This window comes from Vibrio sp. 10N.247.310.24, assembly GCF_041467175.1.
In the GTDB taxonomy this organism is placed as follows: Bacteria; Pseudomonadota; Gammaproteobacteria; order Enterobacterales; family Vibrionaceae; genus Vibrio; species Vibrio tasmaniensis_A.
This window is the reverse complement of the sequence record NZ_JBFSUD010000058.1, coordinates 1-20,960: the sequence shown is the minus strand read 5'-3', so window position 1 is coordinate 20,960 and position 20,960 is coordinate 1. Positions and strand designations below refer to the sequence as shown.

The 20,960-nt window shown below is 42.8% G+C and carries 20 protein-coding genes and 1 pseudogene; 9 read left to right on the top strand and 12 right to left on the bottom strand.

What is annotated here, in order from left to right; translation table 11 throughout:
* The first annotated feature begins 393 nt into the window (after window positions 1–393).
* Window positions 394–1,779, top strand: coding sequence for a peptide MFS transporter (locus AB6E08_RS16640; RefSeq protein WP_012604544.1), 1,386 nt, complete (start codon window positions 394–396; stop codon window positions 1,777–1,779).
* 106 nt (window positions 1,780–1,885) lie between these two features.
* Here AB6E08_RS16640 and hemH read toward each other — a convergent pair whose 3' ends face one another.
* The 3 genes from hemH to htpG all read right to left on the bottom strand — a co-directional run bounded on the left by hemH (window position 1,886) and on the right by htpG (window position 6,062).
* A complete protein-coding gene (hemH, locus tag AB6E08_RS16635) occupies window positions 1,886–2,848 on the bottom strand; it encodes a ferrochelatase (RefSeq protein WP_017100871.1) in 963 nt (320 codons plus the stop codon).
* A 276-nt stretch (window positions 2,849–3,124) separates the two neighbouring features.
* Window positions 3,125–3,769, bottom strand: a complete 645-nt coding sequence (gene adk / locus AB6E08_RS16630; RefSeq protein ID WP_009847341.1) for an adenylate kinase — start codon at window positions 3,767–3,769, stop codon at window positions 3,125–3,127.
* Window positions 3,770–4,157: 388 nt separating this feature from the next.
* Window positions 4,158–6,062, bottom strand: a complete 1,905-nt coding sequence (htpG, locus tag AB6E08_RS16625; protein ID WP_372064774.1) for a molecular chaperone HtpG — start codon at window positions 6,060–6,062, stop codon at window positions 4,158–4,160.
* A 270-nt stretch (window positions 6,063–6,332) separates the two neighbouring features.
* Here htpG and AB6E08_RS16620 point away from each other — a divergent pair, with 270 nt between their 5' ends.
* The 3 genes from AB6E08_RS16620 to AB6E08_RS16610 all read left to right on the top strand — a co-directional run bounded on the left by AB6E08_RS16620 (window position 6,333) and on the right by AB6E08_RS16610 (window position 8,207).
* Window positions 6,333–7,244, top strand: a complete 912-nt coding sequence (locus tag AB6E08_RS16620) for a transcriptional regulator (RefSeq protein ID WP_372064771.1) — start codon at window positions 6,333–6,335, stop codon at window positions 7,242–7,244.
* Window position 7,245: 1 nt separating this feature from the next.
* Window positions 7,246–7,761, top strand: a complete 516-nt coding sequence (locus AB6E08_RS16615) for a regulatory protein ToxS (RefSeq protein WP_029223803.1) — start codon at window positions 7,246–7,248, stop codon at window positions 7,759–7,761.
* A gap of 134 nt (window positions 7,762–7,895) precedes the next feature.
* On the top strand, window positions 7,896–8,207 hold the full coding sequence (locus AB6E08_RS16610; protein ID WP_269336989.1) for a SelT/SelW/SelH family protein: 312 nt from the start codon (window positions 7,896–7,898) through the stop codon (window positions 8,205–8,207).
* A 30-nt stretch (window positions 8,208–8,237) separates the two neighbouring features.
* On the opposite strand, the gene yfcE is transcribed toward AB6E08_RS16610, so the two are convergent.
* Genes yfcE through AB6E08_RS16585 form a run of 5 tightly spaced genes read right to left on the bottom strand, consistent with a single transcriptional unit; the run spans window position 8,238 to window position 11,100 of the window.
* Window positions 8,238–8,783, bottom strand: coding sequence for a phosphodiesterase (gene yfcE, locus AB6E08_RS16605; protein WP_102250398.1), 546 nt, complete (start codon window positions 8,781–8,783; stop codon window positions 8,238–8,240).
* A gap of 47 nt (window positions 8,784–8,830) precedes the next feature.
* Window positions 8,831–9,238 carry a CBS domain-containing protein gene (locus AB6E08_RS16600; RefSeq protein ID WP_009847347.1) on the bottom strand — a complete coding sequence of 136 codons (408 nt, stop codon included), beginning with the start codon at window positions 9,236–9,238 and terminating at the stop codon, window positions 8,831–8,833.
* Entirely contained in the window at window positions 9,235–9,585 is a 351-nt protein-coding gene (locus AB6E08_RS16595; RefSeq protein ID WP_009847348.1) for a P-II family nitrogen regulator, read from the bottom strand. The genes AB6E08_RS16600 and AB6E08_RS16595 overlap by 4 nt, the downstream gene beginning before the upstream one ends.
* The gene (locus AB6E08_RS16590; protein ID WP_017096853.1) at window positions 9,575–10,369 is read right to left on the bottom strand and encodes a DUF1538 domain-containing protein; all 795 of its coding nucleotides are present in this window, start codon (window positions 10,367–10,369) and stop codon (window positions 9,575–9,577) included. Before AB6E08_RS16590 ends, AB6E08_RS16595 begins: the two co-directional genes overlap by 11 nt.
* The gene (locus AB6E08_RS16585; protein WP_017096852.1) at window positions 10,366–11,100 is read right to left on the bottom strand and encodes a DUF1538 domain-containing protein; all 735 of its coding nucleotides are present in this window, start codon (window positions 11,098–11,100) and stop codon (window positions 10,366–10,368) included. Before AB6E08_RS16585 ends, AB6E08_RS16590 begins: the two co-directional genes overlap by 4 nt.
* 300 nt (window positions 11,101–11,400) lie before the next feature.
* Here AB6E08_RS16585 and AB6E08_RS16580 point away from each other — a divergent pair, with 300 nt between their 5' ends.
* From AB6E08_RS16580 to AB6E08_RS16560, 5 genes are all read left to right on the top strand, one after another.
* Window positions 11,401–12,315: a TIGR01777 family oxidoreductase gene (locus AB6E08_RS16580; RefSeq protein ID WP_017096851.1), complete on the top strand. Its 915-nt coding sequence runs from the start codon at window positions 11,401–11,403 to the stop codon at window positions 12,313–12,315.
* 43 nt (window positions 12,316–12,358) lie between these two features.
* Complete coding sequence (locus AB6E08_RS16575; RefSeq protein WP_102250399.1) at window positions 12,359–13,186, top strand: SDR family oxidoreductase; 828 nt, start codon at window positions 12,359–12,361, stop codon at window positions 13,184–13,186.
* Window positions 13,187–13,581: 395 nt separating this feature from the next.
* Window positions 13,582–14,436: a co-chaperone YbbN gene (locus tag AB6E08_RS16570; protein ID WP_372064765.1), complete on the top strand. Its 855-nt coding sequence runs from the start codon at window positions 13,582–13,584 to the stop codon at window positions 14,434–14,436.
* 210 nt (window positions 14,437–14,646) lie between these two features.
* Window positions 14,647–15,576 carry an SPFH domain-containing protein gene (locus AB6E08_RS16565; protein WP_009847354.1) on the top strand — a complete coding sequence of 310 codons (930 nt, stop codon included), beginning with the start codon at window positions 14,647–14,649 and terminating at the stop codon, window positions 15,574–15,576.
* 3 nt (window positions 15,577–15,579) lie between these two features.
* A complete protein-coding gene (locus tag AB6E08_RS16560; protein WP_009847355.1) occupies window positions 15,580–16,035 on the top strand; it encodes an NfeD family protein in 456 nt (151 codons plus the stop codon).
* Between the two features lie 37 nt (window positions 16,036–16,072).
* Here AB6E08_RS16560 and cueR read toward each other — a convergent pair whose 3' ends face one another.
* The 4 genes and pseudogenes from cueR to AB6E08_RS16540 form a co-directional block, all read right to left on the bottom strand.
* Entirely contained in the window at window positions 16,073–16,468 is a 396-nt protein-coding gene (gene cueR / locus AB6E08_RS16555) for a Cu(I)-responsive transcriptional regulator (protein ID WP_009847356.1), read from the bottom strand.
* 538 nt (window positions 16,469–17,006) lie between these two features.
* The gene (locus AB6E08_RS16550) at window positions 17,007–17,813 is read right to left on the bottom strand and encodes a DUF2057 domain-containing protein (protein ID WP_102250402.1); all 807 of its coding nucleotides are present in this window, start codon (window positions 17,811–17,813) and stop codon (window positions 17,007–17,009) included.
* Between the two features lie 124 nt (window positions 17,814–17,937).
* The gene (locus tag AB6E08_RS16545; protein WP_372064761.1) at window positions 17,938–19,089 is read right to left on the bottom strand and encodes a porin; all 1,152 of its coding nucleotides are present in this window, start codon (window positions 19,087–19,089) and stop codon (window positions 17,938–17,940) included.
* A gap of 524 nt (window positions 19,090–19,613) precedes the next feature.
* Window positions 19,614–20,480: pseudogene (locus AB6E08_RS16540) on the bottom strand (helix-hairpin-helix domain-containing protein); the annotation flags it as partial.
* Between the last annotated feature and the right edge of the window lie 480 nt (window positions 20,481–20,960).

Genomic DNA, 20,960 nt, shown 5'->3' with positions numbered 1-20,960 from the left:
TTATCAACCAAAAAGTCATAGGTAAAAAATTTGGTCAGTCATTGTACAAGGAACATTTAGAGATCAAAAGACTCATTGCTGTAAGCATATGTATATCGCAGATAATGTGAATAACATTCCCTATAAGATCATAACGATAGGCTAGGGCAATAGATCTAAACATTTTTATTGGATAGGGTTTTAAAAAAGGTTACTAACCAACCAGGTCAAATATGGAAAATTAGTTTGCAGCACAAGTAGAATGGGCCGCATTAAAAGTAAATTTATTTAATATCAACACCTTAGCAAAACCAAGTTATCGTGACCACAAAATACGCCTATTGCAGACTTTTACCCTACTGTGTATACATGAATGACTATAAAATCTTTTAATACCTAAAATTAGTAAAACTTATGCCAAGCAATCACAACATCTTTGGCCACCCTAGAGGCCTATTTTTATTATTTAGCACAGAGCTATGGGAACGTTTCTCCTACTACGCGATGCGTGCCATCCTTGTTTTATTTTTGACTGACACGACCCTCAACGGTGGACTTGGTTGGTCAACGAAAGACGCACTTGATCTCTACGGTATTTACACTGGCTTAGTCTACATCACGCCATTGATCGGTGGCTGGATTGCCGATAACTACTTAGGACAACGTAAATCGATCCTAGTGGGTGGTGTATTAATGGCACTCGGCCAGTTTACACTCGCTCTTCCTAATGGCGCTATTGGCTTAGACCAAGTAAATGCTCTTTATCTAGGTTTAGCACTACTTATCAGTGGTAACGGTATGTTTAAGCCAAACATCTCGACCATGGTTGGCGACCTATACCAAGAAGGCGATAACCGCCGTGACGGTGCATTCACCATTTTCTACATGGGCATCAACTTAGGTGCATTATTAGGTGGCTTGATTTCAGGCGCTGCTGTCGACTCTTTCGGCTGGAAAGCAGGTTTCTTAGCCGCTGGTATTGGTATGGTTATTAGCTTAATCATGCAAATGACAATGGCTCAATCTTGGTTAGGTAACATTGGTTCAGTGCCCGCAGCTGCGCGAGCAAAAGCACTGAACAAATCAAAAGAAAAAACGCCACTAACCAAAGAAGAGTTCGATCGATTAAAAGTTATTCTGGTTATGGGTCTATTCGTCATAGTTTTCTGGGCGGGCTTTGAACAAGCTGGCGGTCTGATGAATATCTATACTCAACAATATACTGACCGCATGATTGGTGGCTTTGAAGTCCCAGCGGCGTGGTTCCAATCTCTGAACCCATTCTTCATCATTACACTTGCACCAATCATTGCTGCATTTTGGGTTAAGCTTGGTAAGCGTGAACCAAATTCTCCAGTGAAATTTGCAATGGCTTTGTTCTTCCTAGCTCTTGGTTTTGTGTGCATGATGGGCGCTGTAATGGAGCAAGGTGGCGACCTAACAGTGAAAACATCAATGCTGTGGCTAGTCGGTGCTTTCTTCTTCCATACCCTTGGCGAACTTTGTCTATCTCCTATTGGCCTGTCGTTGGTCACTAAGTTAGCTCCGCTTCGTCTCGCATCGCTAATGATGGGTGCATGGTTTGGCTTCAACGCTGTCGCAAACTACGTAGCTGGCCTTGTGGGTTCTCACGTTGGTGAGCTTGGCGCAATGTCTATCTTCGGTGGTATCGCAATTACAGCGACCATAAGTGGCGTCTTACTTCTTCTTTGTGCTGGCAAGCTTGTATCATGGATGCATGGCGTAGAAAGCAACATGATGCTTGAAGCAGAGCCAAAAGCAGAAACTTCGGTTGCTTAATATCTAGACCTATTTCAAGAAGAAACATCCAGATCAAAAAGGGCTGCTCAATGAGCAGCCCTTTTGTTATTTTTAGATGTGCATGACAGTTTAGGCGAAGTCGTATTTAACGATACAGCGCCACTAACTCCGCCATCATATCGATGTGCGAGTCTCTATCATTCAGACACGTAATGTAGCTAAAGTCTGAGCCACCAGCGTCAATGAAGGTCTCTTTACACTGATCCGAAATCTCTTCTAACGTTTCTAAACAATCCACAGAAAATGCAGGCGCCATAATATCGATTTTTTTGATGCCTTTGCTTGGCAATGATTCAAGTGTCTCGTCAGTGTATGGCTTCAACCACTCTTCTCGACCAAATCGAGATTGGTATGTCATGGTGATATCGTCCGCTGATAAGCCTAACTCAGCAGCAAGGAGCTCTGTTGTCGCTTCACAATGCTGTGGGTAGATGTCGCCTTCATCAGCCAATCGTTTCGGAATACCGTGGAAAGAACAAACTAAATGATCGGCTCTACCATTTTTATCCCAATGGCTACGCACGCTTTCAGCCAATGCTTTTGCGTAGCTTGGGTGCGCGTAGTAGTCGCGAATAAAGCGATAGCTCGGAATCACTGGCATCTGCTTAAAGGCCTTGGTTAAGCCATCAGATACGGCCGCTGTGGTTGTGCCTGAGTATTGAGGATATAAAGGCAATACGATGATGTCTTCAACGCCCTGATCCATTAATTGCTCAACGCCCGTTTTAAGGCTTGGGTTACCATAGGTCATACCCAGCGCTACGGGTATCTGTAATTTTTTCTGGAGCTTTTCGGCTTGTCTTTGAGAGTACACAAGCAGTGGTGAGCCTTCATCCATCCAAACAGACTGATACAGCTTAGCCACTTTCGGCGCTCTAATCGGTAAGATCACCCCATGTAAAATAGGACACCACAACCAACGCGTTAAGTTTACGACTCGCTTGTCGTGTAAGAATTCACTCAAAAATCGACGAACGCCAGCTGGGGTCGCTGAGTCTGGTGTTCCTAAGTTCACCAGTAAAACGCCCTGCTTGTTATTATTTTCCATAGATACCTGAGACCAATATGTGATTTTCTGGAACGTAATATACTAATCTACATAAGTTTAAGATCATTGTTGTGCCACTAAATTTAAGAATAATCGTTCTTAACCTAGGTGATCACAACATCACATTGATCGTTAGCCGCGCGAATCTAAGCCGTACCACGGAAACAGTGCACAATCGAGTTTATCTAGATTGGTATATGACTAAAAATTGAAACAAAAAAAGCGACCTTAAGGTCGCTTCCAATATATCAAATTCTAAAACTGGCTGTTAGCCAATTATGCTAGTGCTTTCTCAAGTTCTGCACTAACTTCAGCAACTTGCTTAGTACCGTCGAACTTAAGGTACTTAGTGTTACCTGCTTCAGCTTCTTTACCGTAGTAAGAGATAAGCGGAGCTGTTTGATCGTGGTATACACCTAGACGTGCACGAACTGTTTCTTCTTTGTCGTCATCACGAACCACTAGCTCTTCGCCTGTGATGTCATCTTTACCTTCTTCTTTAGGTGGGTTGTACACATTGTGGTATGTACGGCCAGAAGGAAGGTGAGCACGACGACCAGCCATACGCTCAACAATCACATCGTCAGCTACGTCGAATTCAACAACGTAGTCTACTGCGATACCCATTTCTTTTAGGCCATCAGCTTGAGGGATTGTGCGTGGGAAACCGTCTAGTAGGAAACCTTTCTCACAGTCATCTTGAGCGATACGCTCTTTGATAAGACCAAGGATAATTTCATCAGAAACTAGCTGACCAGCGTCGATTACTGATTTTGCTTGCTTACCAAGCTCAGTACCCGCTTTGATAGCAGCACGTAGCATGTCACCAGTTGAAATTTGAGGGATACCAAATTTGTTCATGATGAAGTTAGCTTGAGTACCTTTACCCGCGCCAGGAGCACCTAGAAGAATGATGCGCATGTTTAATCCTCTTATAAAAATTATGATTTATACCGAAGCTCACTATCCCGCCTTTCTGGTTCAATTTAAGTCGAACAAGAGAGGTTAAGTAACAACTGAGGCTAAGCACAACTGTAAACAGAAGCAAAACGGTAAGTTTCGGTATAACGTTTAAAAATCATACAACTGGAGATGATAGGTTCATAGTGCCAGCTGATTAGGTCGAGCATTCTATCACATTAATATTCAATTTTGCTGAAATTAAGACTAAAGAATGTATCGACAGCGTTTGCGTTCGTCTCATTAGCAACTTTAGCGACATTTCGATGAAGTTAAGCGACGTTCACAAAAAAAGCCCGCATTAGCGAGCTTTTATTTATAATTATGAGCTTAGCCCAAAGTCGAAAGACTAACGTTTTGTCAGTAGTTCGTTGATTGCACCTAAGAATTGTGACGGATCTTCCATTGAGCCCTTTTCAGCCAGCATAGCTTGACCAAGTAGTAGCTCAACCCAACGGCCAAACGCTTGTTCGTCCGCTTCATCAGCCATCTGTTTCACAAGTGCGTGCTCAGGGTTAATTTCAAAGATGTACTTAACTTCAGGTGCAGCTTGACCCGCAGCTTCAAGAAGCTTAGCCATTTGCGTGCCCATTTCGAAGTCATCAGTCACCACAACCGCAGGTGTTGTTGCTAACTTGAACGTAGTCCGAACTTCTTTAACACGACCACCTAGGTAAGATTGAGTGCGCTCAACAACAGATTTGAACTCTTCTTCTGTCTCTTTTTGCTTCTCTTTCTCTTCTTCGCCTTCAAACTTGCTTAGGTCTAAGCCCGCTTTAGTGATCGATTGGAACTGTTTGCCGTCGAAGTCAGTCAGGTAATTCATTACGTACTCATCAATACGATCGTACATTAGAACCACTTCAATGCCTTTTGCTTTGAACTGCTCCAAGTGTGGACTGTTCTTAGCTGCAGCATAGCTGTCTGCCGTTAGGTAATAGATCTTGTCTTGATCTTCCTTCATACGTTCTACGTAAGAAGCTAGGCTGATGGTTTGCTCAACAGAATCCACTTCCGTTGATGAGAAACGAAGTAGACCAGCGATTTTTTCTTTGTTCGCCATGTCTTCTGCTGGGCCTTCTTTCAATACTAGGCCGAACTCTTTCCAAAACTCCAAGTACTTATCGTTGTCATTCTTCGCCATGCGCTCAAGCATAGTGAGTACACGCTTAGTACATGCGCCACGAAGAGACTGAGTCACTTTGTTATCTTGAAGGATTTCACGAGACACGTTCAATGGTAAATCGTTTGAATCAATCAAGCCGCGAACGAAGCGCATGTAAGATGGCATAAACTGCTCTGCGTCATCCATAATAAACACACGTTGCACGTATAGTTTCAAGCCGCTCTTATGATCACGGTTCATCATATCCCAAGGTGCTTTCGCAGGAATATAAAGCAGGCTTGTGTAGTCGTTCTTACCTTCAACTTTGTTGTGGCTCCAGGTTAGTGGATCAGCAAAGTCGTGAGATACGTGCTTGTAAAACTCTTGGTACTCTTCTTTCTCGATATCAGACTTGTTACGAGTCCAAAGCGCTTGAGCCTTGTTAATTTGCTCCCAATGCTTCTCTTCGGTGTCTTTACCTTCGTCATCTTTCACCGCTGTGAAGATAGAGACAGGAATACCGATGTGATCAGAATACTTACCAATCACTTCACGTAGACGCCATTCATTTAAGAACTCTTTGCCGTCTTCACGCATATGAAGAATGATGTCTGTACCACGAGATTCTTTCGTGATGTCTTCGATAGTGTAATCACCTTCACCCGCAGAGTGCCATTGCACGGCTTGGTCATTAGCAAGTCCAGCTGCTCGAGTGCGAACAGTCACTGCGTCTGCAACGATAAATGCAGAATAGAAACCAACACCAAATTGGCCAATAAGCTGAGAGTCTTTGCTTTGGTCATCAGACAGCTTTGAGAAAAAGTCAGCCGTACCTGATTTAGCAATCGTACCCAAATGCTCGATAACGTTGTCGCGGCTCATACCGATGCCGTTATCAGAGATCGTTAAAGTATTTGCTTCAGCGTTGAACGAAAGTTTCACACCTAAATCAGCATCGCCTTGGTAAAGGTCGCCATTTGATAGCGCTTGGAAACGAAGCTTATCAGCCGCGTCAGATGCGTTAGAGATCAGCTCACGTAGAAAGATTTCTTTATTTGAATACAGTGAGTGAATCATTAGATGAAGTAGTTGTTTTACTTCAGATTGAAAGCCACGAGTCTCTTTATTTTGCGTTGCCGTTTCGCTCATTTTTACTCCAAAACATCTATACTTTATGTTGAATAACCATAGGGGCGTTGCACATTATGCCACTCTTCTCTTCATTAACATGAGGATGACAAATGTAAATTCAAGGTCAAAAAGCATAAAAACACTGTTTTTTTGATCTGTTTTTATTATCCTTGAGTGTTATAAATATAAAAGAACATAAAAGAAGCCATGATTTGGTGAAGAATTAACAGGACTTCACCTGAGATTTGTCTATTTCACACCCCAAATCATCTAAAATAGAAGAATTCAATGAGTAATATCGGCACAAAGTTTATTCTCGCACAGCGGTTCGTATTCGACCCAAATAGCAACTCACTTGTTGATCAGATGAGCGACGGTGAAGTCGTACGCCTTGGCAGTAATGAAAGCCGCATTCTCCTAATGCTGTCAGAAAGACCCAATGAAGTTATCACTCGAAACGAATTACACGAATATGTTTGGCGAGACCAAGGCTTTGAGGTGGACGACTCCAGCTTAACGCAAGCGGTATCAACACTCAGAAAAATGCTAAAAGACTCAACCAAGTCTCCGGCATTTGTTAAGACTGTTCCTAAACGCGGTTACCAATTTATTGCGACTGTTGAACGCTCAGCACCACTGTCATCAAACGATCAGCCAACAACAGCTAAAATTGCAGAAAATGACGTAGAACCTATCTTAACATTTGCTAATACCACATTAGCTGATGAGGTCATCACTGAAACTATCGACCCAGAGCCAATTGCAAAGGCTCAAGAGCCTCATGTCGAATCGGAACAGGTGACCCATCAGGCTAAACCTAAAACTGAAAGCCCGAATAAATGGTTAACGTTTGGAATACTGCTTGTCGCTTTCATCATGCCAGTACTCGTTTTGACGTTAACGAACCCAGCAGAGTCAGAGTTTCGAACATTAGCAGAGGTCAATGGTGTCAAAGTTCAAACACCTATTAACCACCCGACTCTGACTAGTTGGCTACCAGCGATAGAGAAATGTGTATTGCGTTACAACACCAACCACACAGGCATGCTAAAGCCAACTGAGGTGATTGCAACAGGCGGGCAAGGTAACAATCTAGCTCTAAACTATATTCACCCTCAAGATTACTCGAGCGAGAATGTAACTCTAAGAATTTACGCAAACCAGTCGGATGTAAACGACATTTGTAACGGTGGTCAGTAACATGAAATTAAAAGTATCCATTATTTTACTGGTTATCTCTGCTTTCTTTAGCGGTTGGTTGTACTGGGGTAGCGATGCAAAAGTAGAGCGTTTGCTGACACAACACGAATGGCAATCGAAAATGGTGACGCTGATTAGCGATCTCAAGCAAGAGGATTCAATCGGACCACTGCGTAAAGTTGAGTTGTCATCGAATGCAAAATACCTACCAAATGGTACGTATTTGAGAATGTCCGTGGTTAGGTTGTATAGCACTCAGACTGCACCCGCAAACGTCATCAATATCTCCGAAACAGGTCAGTGGGATATCAACGATAACTATTTACTGATTTCGCCAACGGAGTTTAAAGATGTGACTTCTGCTGAGCGCCAAGATTTTTCGGAAGAGCAGCTAGAACTGATCACTCAAGTGATTAAGATGGATGCAGAGCAAAGCCGACGCATTGATATTATTAATCAGAAAGCACTGCTGCTCACTAGCCTAAATCATGGTTCTACTGTTTTGTTCTCAAACTAAAACCAGTTTGAGCTAAAACTCAACAGTAATTTACTGTATATCATTAAACGATATACCAATAGAAAGGGGCATGATGCCCCTTTTTTGTTAGCCGTTGGCATCAAACTACTGTTTTAGAATTATTAGGGATATCTATGAATACAGAACCAAGCTCGGTAAGTGCATCAATCACCAAGGCAACCATCGCAATACACTATTGTCGTCAATGCAATTGGATGCTTCGTTCTAGTTGGTTATGCCAAGAATTACTGCATACTTTCAGTGAAGAGATAGAGCAAGTGAGTTTACACCCAGATACCGGAGGTCGATTTGAGGTTTTTTGTAATGGAATACAGATTTGGGAAAGAAAAGCGGACGGCGGTTTTCCTGAGGCTAAAGTTCTGAAGCAAAGAGTAAGAAACATCATTGCTCCAGACAGAGACCTCGGCCACGTAGACTCAAAGTAAGCCTTTTCTAACGCCGCCGATTGAGTTTATTTAAAGCTCGCCACTCACAATTACGTCACCCTCAAGGCTAATAACTTTGAACGTTTTATTTTCATATACACCGTAGCTAGCCGCGTGACCATCTCGTGGGAATGTCACCGAGCTAGGATTAAAGATAAAGATCTCATCTTGGTATTCAGCAACAGGAATATGAGTATGACCATGGGCAATAATATCGCCCGCCTTCAGCGCAGGGCGTTTATTGGTGTTGTACAAATGGCCATGGGTTAGGAAGATACGTTGGCCTGATTCTAATAGCACCCACGAGTAATCCATCATCATTGGAAAAGACAACAACATCTGATCCACTTCGCTATCACAGTTACCACGAACGGCAATGATCTCTTGAGAAAACGCATTCAACTTCTCTGCAACCGCTGGCGGGTTATACCCTTCAGGGATCGGGTTTCTTGGACCATGATTCAGAATGTCACCCAATAGCACTAAATATTGCGCACCAGACGCTTGGTAGAGTTCTAATACCTTTTCTGTTGCTGGCAGCGAACCGTGTAGGTCTGAAGCAAAAAATAATTTCACACGTACTTCTCCATAAAATTTATGAGCCTATTGTACGTATCTAACAGCTACACGTCATCTCTCGCCATACCGTTGATCACGATATTATTGTAACTAACCATACCGACTATTTTATGGTCACTGACCACAGGGGCACGACTGATACCAAAACGCTCAAACAAGCGTGCACAGTACTTCACATTCATATCGGCAGACACGCTTAGCGCTGGCTTGGTCATGATCTCATAAACATTGGTTCGCTTCGGAGAACGGTTCTTAGCCAGTACTTTCTTGGCAATATCATTCATCAATACGATGCCGTATTCGTCATCTTCGTGGCGCTTATCGACAATGATAGCTTTCACTTTGTGCTTCTTAGCCATCTCTATCGCTTCCAACACAGTGGTTAGTCCATCGATAATCACATACGTATTAGCCATTACATCGCTTACTCGGATTTTTTCACTGCCACTCATAACTCGTCCTCCACAACCTTAGTTAATGTTTCAACTTGGTGCGCGACCCCGACTGCATCTTCGACATCGATCTGCACTGCTATCCCTTGCCCTGACTCTTGGTCAAACTCCCCGACTTCACCGATAGTTTCTAGAATATGCCTAGCTAGGTGCTCCTCGACGACAAACAGCAGCACATCTTTTTGCACCTCTAACGTTAACCCAAAGAAGGTGCGCTTTTGGTTTAGCCCCTGCCCTCTGGCATTGTTAATCACGGTTGCCCCTGTTGCACCCGCATCACGCGCGGCGTCGAGCACGATATCGGTCTTGCTCTCTTCTACAAACGCTAAGATAAGTTTAAAGCGCATCTTTGCTCTCCTTAGAGGATTGTGATCGGTTTAGCCATTGCGTTATTTGTGCATACCCCATCACGGATATAATTGGAAATAAGCTCGCGAAAGCAATCAACCCAAAGCCATCAATTAGCGGATTTCTTCCTGGCACCGTTGACGCGAGTCCCAACCCAAGTGCCGTCACTAAAGGAACCGTCACCGTTGATGTCGTAACCCCACCAGAATCGTAAGCCAATGGAATAATCAATTTGGGAGCATAAAAGGTCTGAATCACCACAATGACATAACCAACAATGATGTAGTAATGGATAGGGTCGCCAGCCACGATGCGATAACTACCTAGCGATATGCCAATCGCTACGCCTAACGCCACGGAGATCCTCAGCCCGTTAACACTGATACTGCCACCGGAAACTTGGTTTGCCTTAATAGCAACGGCGATCAAAGAAGGCTCGGCTATCGTGGTACTGAAACCAATACAAAACGCGAAAAGGTAAACCCAGTAATAATCAAACCAAACTAAGGCAAGGCCTGAACTGACCTTGAACTCAGTCAAAAAACTTGGTTCGGTGAGTTGCATTGCCATAGTCTCCCCTAAAGGAAACAGCGCGAGCTCTAACCCCATCAAAAAGAGCGACAACCCAAGAATGACGTAAAAGAAACCTATCAGCACTTTGCCTAAGTTATTAACTGGCTTGCGCAGCACCGCTAATTGGAAACCGAAGATGATCACCGCAATCGGAATCACATCCATGACAGTACCAAGAAAGGTGTCGATAAATTGCTGAGCACTGATCATGTCACCACCATCCCGTAGACCATGACAAACATCATCGGCAGCAGTGAAGCAAAGGCGATCAATCCAAAGCCATCAATCATCGGATTTCTCCCTTTAATCGCAGAGGCTAAACCCACTCCCAATGCGGTCACTAACGGAACGGTAATGGTCGATGTAGTCACTCCGCCAGAGTCGTACGCAATCCCAATGATGTTTTCAGGGGCAAATGCAGTGAGCACCACCACTCCAATATAACCTCCGATGATCATGTACTGAATTGGCCAACCTTTTAAGATTCGCAGCACCCCAAGTAAGATGGCGATCCCCACCGACAATGCTACGGTGAAACGCAAGCCATCGGCGTACTGTTCCATTTCGTCTAGAGAGTTAGGAATAACACCACCTTCAGCGGCCACTTCTGCTGCTTCGGCGGCCACTGCGGTTAATGCGGGTTCCGCAATGGTGGTACCAAACCCTAAACAGAAAGCGAAGGTCAATAACCAAAACACGCTCCCCTTACGAGCAAAAGCTTGAGCCATCGACTCGCCGATTGGGAACAGACCCATTTCAAGGCCAAAGATAAAAAAAGTCAGTCCAAAAACCACCAGCACTAAGCCAGTTAGAATAGACAACAGATGAGGGAGTGGTTCTTGCAAAACAACAAGCTGGAAGAAAGCAATCACAGCCACGATCGGCAAGAGATCCCTTAGGCTACCTAACATGGCTCGAAACAAAGCAAGCACTGCCGTCATCGCAACTCCTAGTCATTGAAATTGTGTCTGGTTATTAATTACTAATAATCATGGCAAATCCTTATCATTCCTTATGTGACAAATATTACGCAGTTGGTAACATATCGGAGTAAAGTGCATAAGTGTGATAGCGGTATACATCCTAACCTGATGAATTTAATTTCATTCTTTCGTAAATTGATACGGCGTAATTTGGGTATCACACGATTGAAACCTTATGATCGTTATAGTGATTTTTTCGTATTGATTGGCGTTCAAAAACAAGCCATGTCTATAATTATGTTTAATAGGGAGATTGGTATGAAGATATTGTTAACTGGTGGTACGGGATTTATTGGTTCTGAATTGGTCAAAAGTTGGAATACTGACGATGTGACATTGTTGACACGGAGCCCCGAAAAAGCGAAGCAAAACCTAAATCACCTGAACCAGAATAACCTTCATTACATTCAATCTCTTGATGAGCTCAGTGATCTCAATGACTTTGATGTGGTGGTCAACCTCGCGGGTGAACCGATTGCCGATAAGCGTTGGAGTACAGAGCAAAAAGAGAGGATCTGTAACAGCCGCTGGCACATCACTGAAAAGCTGGTCGAATTAATTCATGCCAGTAGCAACCCACCACACGCTTTTATTAGCGGCTCAGCCGTCGGTTACTATGGCGATCAACAACAACACCCATTTGATGAATCACTACAAGTAGAAGACGAAAGTTTTCCTCACAAAGTCTGCGCGCACTGGGAAGATATAGCCAAGAGAGCCCAATCCGATGAGACGCGTGTGATACTACTAAGAACGGGGATTGTGTTAGGTAAAAATGGCGGTGCGTTGAAGAAGATGCTAATGCCCTACAAACTCGGAGTAGGCGGACCACTTGGTTCAGGCGAACAGTACATGCCTTGGATTCACATGCTTGATATGGTGAGAGCCATCAACCACTTATTGTCAACTCCTCACGCTCAAGGGGAATTTAATATGTGTGCCCCGCACCCTGTCACCAACAAACTGTTCAGCAGTACACTCGCCAAGCAACTACGCCGACCTCATTTCTTATTCACTCCGAAATGGGCAATGTCGCTTCTGATGGGTGAATCTTCTTGTCTGCTCTTTGACAGCATTCGTTCCAAACCAAAGAAACTCACTGAAATAGGATTTATCTTTAGTTACTCAAGAATAGAACCAGCCTTAAAAAACTTGTTACAACATCAAGATTAATTCTTTACCCTTGAGCGATAAAGACTCTAATGAAGGATTAAGCGTGAACAAGTCGATTCTGATCACCGGTTGCTCAACGGGTATTGGCTATACATGTGCGCATGCACTACAAAAGCGTGGTTTCCACGTCATTGCATCGTGTCGTCATCCGCAAGATGTACAGCGTCTGCAAGATGAGGGACTGACCTGCATACAGCTCGACCTTTCTAACCAAGAAAGCATTGAACAAGCTGCACAACTTGCTATTGAGCTAGCGCCTAACGGATTATATGGTTTATTCAATAACGGCGCTTATGGTCAAGCTGGCGCGCTAGAAGACTTACCAACCCAAGGTCTCAGAGAGCAATTCGAAACCAACTTCTTTGGCTGGCATCATCTTGTTTGTCAGATACTTCCGCACATGCGCGAACGCGGCGAAGGTCGAATCGTACAAAACAGTTCCGTATTAGGCTTTGCAGCCATGAAATATCGTGGTGCTTACAACGCTTCAAAGTTCGCGCTAGAAGGCTGGACAGATACGTTACGTTTAGAACTGCATGGCAGTGGTATTAATATCTCGTTATTGCAGCCAGGTCCAATAGAAACCCAATTTAGAAATAATGCCCTGAAAGCTTTCAATAAATGGATCACCATTGCTGGCAGCGCTCATCAAAAAGCTTATCAACAACAAAAAGACCGACTCGAAAAAGAATCATCGAACAACGCTTTTGTTCTCCCGCCTGAAAGTTGTATTGAACCGGTTTATCACGCACTCACCGCCGATAAGCCCAAACTCAGATACCGAGTGACGACCCCAACTAAAGTGTTCGCGGTATTGAAAAGAATTCTACCGAGTCGCTTGCTAGACCCTATTTTGAGAAAAGCAGCATAAATTACTAACTTTGCATCAACAGTCGCAAACTTTAATGTAACGATGTAATTTTTCCGTAACAATAAGATGTCATGATTGTCCTATCTCATCAATTATTCCCAATTGATGAACCTAATCTGGATATTTCATGACTTTAAACCGCCTTAATTGGGTCGGTGTGAGTCTGGCGATTACGTTGTTTATTCTGTTTTGAGTATCTTACGCTATGCCTCACTGACCACCTCAATGATAACGCTATGCCTTCCCTGTTGAGATCACCACTCTATCAACATAGAAGCATAGCGTTTTTCTATTTTGGCTCTTTTTATTTGAGATAACCAAGTTAGATCTTGAAGTTACCAGCATCTCCCCCCATATTTGCAACGTACCCACAAAACACACCTCAAGGAACGTAAATGCAATCTCCGCATATTGTTGAACTTAATGAGCAGAACTTTCGTCAAGTATTAGAAACCTCAATGCAGACGCCTGTACTCATCCACTTTTGGGCACCAATTAGCCAAGAAAGTGCTCAGGTGATCCCTGAACTGCAAACATTAACTCAGCAATACAACGGCGCTTTTACTTTAGCTCTGTTGAATTGTGAACAAGAGCAGGCAATTGCTAGCCAATTTGGCGTACAAGCACTCCCTACTATTGCACTGTTTGTTAACGGTCAGCCTGTTGATGGTTTGGGTGGCCCACAAAGCATAGAAGCGATTGTTGAAATGTTAGGAAAACATCTTCCTAGCCAAGACGAGCTCGCACTGCGTCAGGCTCTCGAGCAAATGCAAGCAGGCGAGCACGCACAAGCGCTCGCAGCAATGCAACAATTGCCAATAGAGCTGACGAGCAAAGGCGAGGTAAAACTGGCAATCGCAGAATGTTTACTAGAAACGCAACAGTTTGATCTAGCTGAAACTCAGCTAGCCACCATTCCTCTAGAGTACCAAGATAATTACTATAAAGGCTTAGTCGCAAAGCTTGAGCTTCACAAGCAAGCGGCAGACAGCCCTGAAATACAAGCATTAGAAACCGCTCTTCAGCAAGACCCAAATGACGCTAAGACAGCATCTGAATTAGCATTGCAATATCACCAAGTGAATCGCAACGAAGAAGCGATGGAACTGTTGTGGTCTTTCCTTGCAAAAGATCTAAATGCTTGCAATGGTGATATGAAAAAAGAATTCATGGATATCTTAAGTGCGCTTGGACAAGGTAACCCAGTTGCCAGTAAGTACCGCCGACAGCTGTACTCTCTGCTCTACTAACTAAACCCTAAAAGCACTAAAGATAAGCATCGTATATCTCATCGAAAATTGACAATTCAATCAATTAGTTTATCGAATAATAGAATGTAAAATGGGCCATAAAATCAATATTTTATGGCCCATTTCTCATTTATAAATTTGCTCAGAATTTAAATATGAGCCAGTATCAATACTGAACTATCAAAAACTTAAACTTGCAAAGGATTTTGTATGGCTATTGATACATTGATTACTATCGGCGTCTTTACTGCCGTCGCAATATTGTTTATTTTCGCCGGAGTAAAAACGGTTCCGCAAGGCAATAACTGGACCGTAGAACGCTTCGGCCGTTATACACAAACCCTCCAACCAGGTCTGAACCTGATCATTCCATTTATCGATAAAATCGGACAACGCATCAGTATGATGGAACGTGTTCTCGACATCCCGGCACAAGAAGTCATCTCCAAAGATAATGCAAATGTGGTTATTGATGCGGTGTGTTTCGTTCAAGTGATCGACGCGCCTAAAGCGGCTTATGAGGTGAATGATCTTGAGCACGCGATTCGTAATTTAACTCTCACCAATATCCGTACTGTACTGGGCTCGATGGAACTGGATGAAATGCTCAGCCAGCGAGACATGATTAACACCAAATTATTGAATATCGTTGATGAAGCGACAAACCCTTGGGGTGTCAAAGTTACACGTATCGAAATCAAAGACGTACAGCCACCAGCAGACCTTACCGCTGCGATGAATGCTCAGATGAAAGCCGAGCGTAACAAACGTGCAGATATCCTAGAGGCAGAGGGTGTACGACAAGCTGAGATATTGAAAGCAGAAGGTCACAAGCAATCAGAAATCTTAAAAGCAGAAGGCCAAAAGCAAGCCGCGATACTTCAAGCTGAAGCTCGTGAACGGGCTGCCGAAGCTGAGGCTAAAGCGACAGAAATGGTATCAACAGCGATTGCTCAAGGTGACATGCAAGCAGTCAATTACTTTATTGCACAAGGTTACACCGACGCACTGAAGTCTATTGGCCAAGCAGAAAACGGTAAGATCATCATGCTACCGCTCGAAGCGACTGGACTAATGGGTTCTGTTGCGGGTATTGCAGAGATGTTTGCACATAAGAATGACAAGGGTAGTAAGGACTAACTTATGGTCGAATTGCTCGAACAAGTAAACTACTGGCATTGGTTAGCGTTTGGCCTAGCATTGTTAGCGCTTGAGCTAATTGGAACCGCTGGTTACTTTTTATGGATAGGCATATCTGCCATGCTGGTCGGCGCCTTATTAGGCGCACTACCAATCGGTTGGCAGATGCAATGGCTATCCTTTGCGAGCTTCTCGCTTATCACCACTTGGCTGTGGTGGAGAAGACAGCTATCTAGTGACAAGCAATCTGACTCTACTCGAGACCTTAATCAGCGAGAGAAACAACTGATTGGAAGAAAGACTCGCCTGTTAGAGCCGGTACAAAAAGGTAACTGCAGGATAAAGCTAGGGGATAGCTCATGGTCTGCGATGAGTACACATGATATTGATGCGGGAGAGGAAGTCGTGATTACTGCTGTCGATGGCATTGTTCTCACGATAAGCCCTACTAAACAATAATCAAGAAAACCCTCCGTCAAAGCCATAAGTAACCAACTTATGGCTTTTTCTCTACAAGTGAATCGATAATTGGGCAATGGCTATTTGAGTCACCAGGGCATTGTTCAACCCACTCTTTCAATGTCTTCTGAATGATCAGTAAGTCTTCAATTTTTTTATTCACTTCTTCCAATTTACTTAACGCTTTTGCTTTAACATCGGCACTTTCGCGACATGGGTTGTCGGCTAATTCAACAAGCGCACGACACTCATCAAGCGAAAAACCAGCGCTTCTCGCTTTCGCTACGATTCCGAGTTCCTTGATCTGCTTCTCACCATAAGACCGATAACCATTTTCAGAACGTAACGGTGCAGATATCACCCCTTTGTCTTCATACAAACGAATAGACTTAGGTGATAACTGCGTGAGGCTTGCAACTTCGCTTATGTTCATAATATTACTCAAGTAAATATCGCATAAAAACTATTTAGAAACCTAAGACTATTATTCAAACATCTAGGAATGCTAACTACCGAAACAAAAAAATTGAAGCAATATAATGTTCGAAAATAAAGTCTGCTGTTTATGGCTATTTTACATCAAATGATGAGAGTAGCTTAGATTTTCCAACAAACCCAAACACCAACTATCAACAAGTTACTGTTTGAAATAGCAAAATAGGCATTCGTTATTTTTCATAGGAAATTTTTTGATTTTTTTGATTTTTGAGAAATACCTCACATACTAATGAATATCTCTTGTTTGAAGAGATTTTTAGTGAGGTGTCATTATGAAATGTTATCTAGCGTTAATTTTTAGCTTAGTTTTAAGCTTCTCTGTATCCGCCCAAAATGTAGGAAGCACTGCATCTGGACCGATCATAAAATGTGACTTAGGAAGTAGTGTTGTAGAATATATGCCTATCGTTATATGCAAGCATAGTAATGGTAAGGTTCTACACTAACAAAAAAGGAGCCTAGGCTCCTTTCCTTTAAAACTCGATTAATTGTTTGATTATCGTTTTACGTTCTTCTTTGGAAGCTTTGTTAAACCAATATTCGAACATTTCAATCTCTTTGACATTATCACCTAAAGAATCAACAACACCATTTCGATTTGCTACAGACCAGTTAATAACAGAGTCTCTTTGTTCTGTTGGAATTTGTTCAAACCAATATTTTGACATCTCTTGAGCTTGGCTTACCGGCTCTTGCTGAAGCGCGGGAACTGCAACCACAGGTGCTGCTACCATCACTGGTTTAGCTGTTGCGTTTTTATCACCCGTATTTACGATTGCTTCGATGTAGCCAGCAGGAATAGAAAACGAAATGCTATTCGCATTTGAAACCTGGACATCAAAAATTAGATCTTTAAAAGGTGCTTCGTTGAAGATTTCATTAGATACAGGAAATTTCACATACTGTGTTTGAGTACATATATCGCTGCATGTTTCAGCTGAAGCCGCATAAGGTTTTAATGGCACTTTACCTTCAGAACCTTGAACTAAGACAGAGCGATACTCGTTGTAATTTTTAAAGTACTGAAGCTCCATCGTTATGTATGAATCAGGTACCGTTACAGTACTGTTTGGGGTAACGTAATTTAGCTCTAAAGACGAGTTAACTAGCTGACCTTGTCTAACTTCAAGCACATCAGGAGACAACGACTCACCAACGACGATTTGGTAATTTTGCTTACTCTCTATTCTTTTAACGGAATCTGTAAAATCACTATTAGAATCTAATGTTGTACATCCAATTAAGAATAAAGGAATCGATGCTAAAACTATTTTTTTCATATTAACAACCTCGAGGGTTTCCCCATAATATTATTCGATGCCTTTTCTTTCTTAGGCTGGGCCAGAAATGAATATGCGCCGACTAACAAGTCAGCGCATCTCTTTACTTAAAGCATGGGTTCGATTAGAAGCCGTACTCTAAACCAATACGTGTAACGAACGTATCTGTTTGTGCGCCATCAGATTTGATATCGCGTTGAGCTAGACGGATGTAAGGAACAAAACCGTTATGAACGTACATTAGCTGACCTGAGATTACGCTATCTTCATCAGCGTTTTTAACACCGTCAGTTTCAGACTCTAGGTTAGCCGCGTAACCTAGCTTGAAGCCCCAAGGGCCGTTCCAGTATTGACCAATTACAGAGTATGAAGCCTGTTCAGACTTAGCACCGCCTTGAACATCTGACTCACCCGCTTTGTAGGCTGCAGAAATACCGAAACCTGCAGGAAGTGATGCCTCAAAACCAATCAAGTAACCGAATGTATCAGCAAGCTCTTGAGCAGTTGCAGCAGACTGGAAGTTACTACCAACGGCTACAGTATTACCGCCTTTGTCTTTACAGCCAGCAGCTGTCTCACAAATACCCCAAGCTGAAGCGCCTGCGGCTTTTGTTTCACGATCTGATTCAGATTCAACTGCAGCGTGGAAAGTAACCGTATCAGCTAAACGGTAGTGAGCCGCCGCGCCGTAGAAGTAGTTATCTTTAACACTAGAGTCACCACGACCTGTTGCTAGGTTGAATGTAAAACCATTCAAGTCAGCAGAGTCGTATCGAGCCATATCACCATGACGGTCACGGTTGTATTTAACATCGCCGCCCCAGTCCCATACTGCGCCCAAACCTGGGTTAGCATAAGGCCAGTCAATTACTTCATACATTGGCGTCAGCATACGACCAAAACGTACTTTACCCCAGTCACCTTGCAGGCCTAAGAACGTATCACGATTACCTAGTGTCGCACCGTCACCGTTTTCACCAACGTAACCAGATTCAATTTGCATGAATACGTTCACGTTCTCGAACATGTCTTTACTTGCACGGAAACCAATTCGAGATTCATTCTCGTAATCGTATCCCGTACCTGTATCAGTTTTTACGCCGTTTTTAGTTTTTTCTGAATCGTAGTTAACAACAGAGATTGCTGCTACACCGTAAGCCTGAACGTTAAAATCTGAGATAACACCAACTTGAGAAGATTCAGATGCGAATGCACCACTTGAAATCATCGCAACTGCAGCACCAAGTAAAGTACGTTTGAAAATTTTGTTTTCCATGGAATAAAACTCCTAAAAATGGATATAGCTGTTTGAATATTTCCCGCCTAAAGTTGGCCGCCGTAGAGAGAAATACCTTTTCTTGTTTGAGAACCCTGAAACACCGAATTCTCGATTTCCTTTCTGGTTATACACAATGTGCATCCATGCCAATAAGACTAACTTCACCCAAAAAAAGATCAATGAGAACTTAATTTTCATCTAAAAAAATATGAGTTGGTGCAAATTTATCATGTACTTAGTGATCCAGATCTACTAATTGAAAAAACCGAGGGATCAAAGAGTAAAAACATTAAAAAACAAAAGCTTACTAACACAGCAGCCTCTTAAAAATTGATATCACTCGCATTTAGCAAACAACTATAACAACATTTCATTAATGTTGAGCGTCATCACTGTCCTGATTTCATAGTTCGTATAGGAACAAATTTCTCAACAATTAAAAAGTGATTACTTTTATATCAGAAACGAAAAAGGCACTCCCTTGAAAGGAGTGCCTTTGAGCTTTTTTTATCTGTATTTACTTACGAAATAAGGGCTATTAGATCTTCTTCTGTTCTTATTTCGATACCTAAATCTTGTGCTTTAGTCAGTTTAGAACCAGCGGCTTCACCAGCAAATAAGATATCCGTTTTCTTAGACACGCTACCGGTTACTTTTGCACCTAAAGCTTGCAAAGCAGCTTTCGCTTCGCTGCGACCTAATTTAGAAAGTGAGCCAGTCAACACAACTACTTTGCCTTCTAACGGTAGCTCTTGATCATCCGCAACAGCTTCAATTGCAGGCCAGTTAACTCCAAGCTCGATAAGTTGGTCGACTACTGCTCTGTTTTTCTCTTGTGAGAAGAAGCTCGTGAGGTGACTTGCTACGATGTCACCAATATCTGACACTTCAACCAACTGCTCATGAGTTGCAGCTTGAACCAACTCTAGCGTTTTAAAGTGCTGAGCTAAGTTCATAGCCGTCGCTTCACCGACTTCTCGAATTCCTAAAGAATAAAGGAAGCGTGCCAATGTCGTGTCTTTCGCTTTGTTAAGCGCACTCACTACATTCTGTGCCGATTTAGGTCCCATACGATCAAGAACCGTAATCACGCCCGCGCTCAACTTAAACAGGTCCGCTGGCGTTTCGACCATTTCGCGATCCACAAGCTGTTCTATCACCTTTACGCCAAGGCCATCGACATCCAGCGCCTTTCTAGACACAAAGTGCTTAAGTGCCTCTTTACGCTGCGCCTGACACACTAAACCGCCAGTACAACGCGCTACAGCTTCGCCCTCTACGCGCTCCACTGCAGAATTACATACAGGGCAAGCATCAGGGAAAACTATATCTTTTGCCGACTCAGGACGACGATCTTGTACCACAGCCACAATTTGTGGGATCACATCCAAGTGTCACCTTGCATCTAATATTTCATATAGAAAAAGGCCTTGCAATCACTAGATTAATTACATTCAAGTACTACACTAAAGGTAGTTGAAACTATCAACAAGGGCATACTATGTTAAACTATGAAGACAGACTCATATTTTTGTCTAAGTTTCTTCGTTTTGATATATATGAATTGATAAGAAAATATATAAATAATCAGAGTAAAAGCCAGCAAAAACAACTTTCGCTTACCTTGGTTCAGTACGTCGAACTAATATATGTGCCCTTTAACAATGACGAGACGAACGAACTAATTCTTAGCTTGACCTACATTCGTGCAGACCTCTGCCAAAGATATAAAATAAAAGCTGCTAAAGATTGTTATCGCCACATTAACTTGCTAATAGAACACATGTTGGATCAGGGCTGTTTCAAAAAAGAATGATCTGCTCCAGTAAGACTGGACACCGCATTAAGCGACATATTGTTTTTCAAAG